We start from the raw sequence: 3,387 nt of genomic DNA, 5'->3' as shown, positions 1-3,387 counted from the left end.
GGCAGGGGACACTCAGGAAGGGACGGGTGGGAGTGGACCGGGAGGGGACACCCAGGAAGGGACGGGTGGGAGTGGACCGGGAGGGGACACGCAGGAGGGGACACGCAGGATGGGAGAGGCGGGACTGGACCGGGAGGGGGACGCGCAGGGGTGGCGTCGGGACGTAAAGCGTGATTTGTGGCGCTGAAGGACCCGAGACCCGGCAAGAGCCCGAAACGCGCCGTAAATCGTGCAGTCCCGACGTGACCCCGGAGCGGACCCCGGACCCCAACCCCGAACGGGCCCGGGCCCAGCCCAAGACCCCGCACCGAACACCGGCCCCAACCCCCAAGCACCCCCGCGCCACAAGTCCCCGCCCCCGGCGGACTCCGCGCGCCGTCACCCCCTGGTCAGGGACAGCAGTTCCCGCGCCGGGCCCGTGGGCCGTTGGGAGCGCGGCCAGACCGCGCGCAGGGCGCGGCGCAGATCGAGAGCGGGCAGGCGGACCTCGGTCAGACGGCGGGCCGCCAGTTCCTCCGTGACGGCGAGTTCGCTCAGCACCGCAGGCCCCGCCCCGCTCACCACCGCCGCCTTCACCGCCGTCGTGGAGGCGAGTTCGAGCAGCGGCTCGGCCAGTCCCCCGTACTCCGACAGCGCCGAGTCGAGCACCTGGCGCGTCCCGGAGCCGCGCTCGCGCAGGATCAGAGGGGCACCCGCCAGTTCCGACGCGGTCAGGGGTGCGCGGCGGCGGGCCCACGGATGCCCCGGAGCCACGACGACGACCAGGCGGTCATGGCCGACGACCGTGCCGTCGAGGCCGTCCGGTACGGCGAGGCCCTCGACGAAGCCGAGGTCGGCGTCGCCCGACAGGAGCCGCTCGGCGACCGCGGCCGAGTTCCCGGCGAAGAGGGACACGGCCGTGCCGGGCAGCAGCGCCCGCAGGGCGATGAGCCAGCCCGGCAGCAGATACTCCGCGATGGTCATCGACGCGGCGACCCGCAGCCGGGAGTCCCGCCGCCCCCGCAACGCCTGCGCCCCCGCGTCGAACGCCTCCGCCGCCTCGATCACCCGCCGCGCCCAGTCCGTGACGAGCGCGCCCGCCTCGGTGAGCCGGGAGCCGCGCGGCGAGCGGTCGACGAGGGCCATGCCGAGCTGCCGCTCCATCGAGCGGACCCGGCTGCTGGCCGCGGGCTGGCTGATGCCGAGTTCCCGCGCGGCCCGCCCCAGGCTGCCGTGCCGGGCGACGGCGAGCAGCAGCTCCAGCGCGCCGAGGTCGGGCACCCGGTGCGCGAGCGGCACCCGGCCGTCGTCCTGTTCACTCATCAATCCAGCTTATGAGGTCATAGCAAGAAGATCCCTGGTGGGCGCCGTCCGCCGGAGCCAGAGTGGTGACATGACCACAGCAGTCCGCACCCACGCCCCCGCCACGTCGGTCCGGCTGCCGTCGCTCCGCGACTTCGCGCCCAACTGGTACGCGTCCGTCATGGGCACCGCCGTCGTCGCCACCGCGGGCACCGCCCTGGACGTCCCCGGCACGGAACCCGCGCTCGTGGCGGTGTGGGCGCTGTCGGCCGTACTGCTGATGGCCGTGCTGGCCGCCCGCGTGGCGCACTGGGCGCACCACCGCGACCGGGCACGCGCCCATCTGCTGGATCCGGCGGTGGCGCCGTTCTACGGCTGTCTGTCGATGGCGCTGCTGGCGGTGGGGATCAGCACCCTGAACACCGGCCGGGGGCTGATCGGCACCCAGACGGCCACCACGGCCGCGTTCGCGCTGTTCGCCGTGGGGACGGCGGCCGGTCTCGCGGTGGCGGTGGCGGTTCCGTATCTGCTGGTCGTACGCCATCGGACGCCCCCGGGGACCGCGTCCCCGGTTTGGCTGCTGCCGGTGGTGCCCCCGATGGTCGCCGCGTCGTTCGGCCCGCTGCTGGTGCCGTATCTGCCCGGCGGCCAGGCGCGTACGGCGATGCTGGCGGCGAGCGGGGCGATGGCGGGCATGAGCCTGCTGGCGACCCTGGTGATCCTGCCGCTGGTCTTCGGCCGGCTGGTCCACCACGGACCGCTGCCGCTCGCGCTGACCCCGGCGCTGTTCCTGGTGCTGGGACCGCTGGGGCAGTCGGTGACGGCCGTCACGAACATGGCCCGAGCAACACCGCGAGGGGAGGTCCTCGCGGTGGCGTACGGCGTGCCGGTGATGGGTTTCGCCCTGCTGTGGCTGGCGCTGGCGGGCGCGATGGTGGTGCGGGCGTTCCGCGCGGGGATGCCGTTCACGATGAGCTGGTGGGCGTTCACCTTCCCGGTGGGCACCTGTGTGACCGGCGCGGCGGGCCTGGCGGAGGCGACGGATCTGCGCGCCCTGGCCTGGCTCGCGGCGGGCCTGTACGCGCTGCTGGTGACGGCGTGGGCGGTGACCGGGGCGCTCACCCTGCGCGGACTGTTCAGCGGAGCGCTGCTCGCAGCGCCCCGCCGATGACCGCGGGAGCTTCGGCCAGCGAGGGCCCGTACCAGGTCAGATGGCGCCCGCTGACGAGGGCGGCGGGCAGCGCGGGGAACGCTTCCGGCCCGTCGTCCGCGGTGAAGCGGTACGGCTCGTCGGGCAGGACGACCAGCTCCGCGCCCCGGTCGCGCAGTTCGTCCAGCGGTATACGGGGGTATCGCGCGGCGTGGTCCGCGTAGGCGTTCCGTATGCCCAGCCTGGCCAGCAGGTCCCCGGCGAAGGTGTCCCGGCCGAGCACCATCCACGGCCGCCGCCAGATGGGCACCACGGCGGTCCGCTCCGGTACGGCGGCGGGCGGCGGGCCGGACCACGCCTCGGCCGCCGCGTCCAGCCAGTTCGGGCGGGCGAGCCCGCAGCCGGCCACCAGGACTCGTTCCAGTTCCCGGAACGCCTGGTCCAGATCGCGGACCTCGGTCACCAGGACCTCCAGACCGGCGGCACGCAGGGCGGCGATGTCCGGCTCCCGGTTCTCCTCCTCGTTCGCGATCACGAGATCGGGCCGGAGCCGGGTGACGGCGGCCACGTCCGGGTTCTTGGTGCCGCCGACGCGTACGGCGTCGAGACCGGCGGGATGCGTGCACCAGTCGGTCGCGCCCACGATCAGACCGGGCGCGCTGACGGCGACCGCCTCGGTGAGCGACGGCACGAGGGAGACGACCCGCATCCGCTCACGCCTCCGGGGGCGACTCGATGTGGTCGGCGACGGTGACGACGACGATGCGGGTCTCGGGGACGGTGGCCCGCCAGCGGTGCCGTACGCCGCCGGACAGGAACAGGGTGTCACCGCGCCCCAGCCGGTAGGCGCGGCCCTCCGCCTCGACCTCGGCGGCGCCGTCGGCGACGTAGAGCAGTTCGTCGTTGCGGTGCTGGAACTCGCCTTCGGTGTCGTGCTCCCCGGTGAACTCCAGGGC

At 74.5% G+C, this 3,387-nt stretch carries 4 protein-coding genes; 1 reads left to right on the top strand and 3 read right to left on the bottom strand.

The window, feature by feature from the left end:
• Positions 1-378: 378 nt before the first annotated feature.
• Positions 379-1,302: a LysR family transcriptional regulator gene (locus tag ACWF94_RS36785; RefSeq protein WP_453498984.1), complete on the bottom strand. Its 924-nt coding sequence runs from the start codon at positions 1,300-1,302 to the stop codon at positions 379-381.
• A 70-nt stretch (positions 1,303-1,372) separates the two neighbouring features.
• On the opposite strand from ACWF94_RS36785, the gene ACWF94_RS36780 reads away from it, so the two are divergent.
• Entirely contained in the window at positions 1,373-2,452 is a 1,080-nt protein-coding gene (locus tag ACWF94_RS36780) for a TDT family transporter (RefSeq protein WP_453498982.1), read from the top strand.
• Here the strand turns inward: ACWF94_RS36780 and ACWF94_RS36775 are convergent.
• Both ACWF94_RS36775 and ACWF94_RS36770 read right to left on the bottom strand, forming a co-directional pair.
• Positions 2,418-3,140: a helical backbone metal receptor gene (locus ACWF94_RS36775; protein WP_453498980.1), complete on the bottom strand. Its 723-nt coding sequence runs from the start codon at positions 3,138-3,140 to the stop codon at positions 2,418-2,420. The two genes, ACWF94_RS36780 and ACWF94_RS36775, sit on opposite strands and share 35 nt — an antisense overlap.
• 4 nt (positions 3,141-3,144) lie before the next feature.
• A partial coding sequence (locus ACWF94_RS36770; RefSeq protein WP_453498978.1) for a cupin domain-containing protein occupies positions 3,145-3,387 on the bottom strand: 243 nt, incomplete at its 5' end.

This window comes from Streptomyces sp. NPDC055078 (genome assembly GCF_053607985.1).
The sequence above is the reverse complement of the archived record's forward strand: the minus strand, read 5'-3'. Positions and strand labels throughout refer to the sequence as shown.

Coding starts and splice junctions, on each gene's coding strand:
- ACWF94_RS36785 (WP_453498984.1), bottom strand. CDS start 1,302: ATGAGTGAACAGGACGACGGCCGGGTGCCGCTCGCGCACCGGGTGCCC.
- ACWF94_RS36780 (WP_453498982.1), top strand. CDS start 1,373: ATGACCACAGCAGTCCGCACCCACGCCCCCGCCACGTCGGTCCGGCTG.
- ACWF94_RS36775 (WP_453498980.1), bottom strand. CDS start 3,140: ATGCGGGTCGTCTCCCTCGTGCCGTCGCTCACCGAGGCGGTCGCCGTC.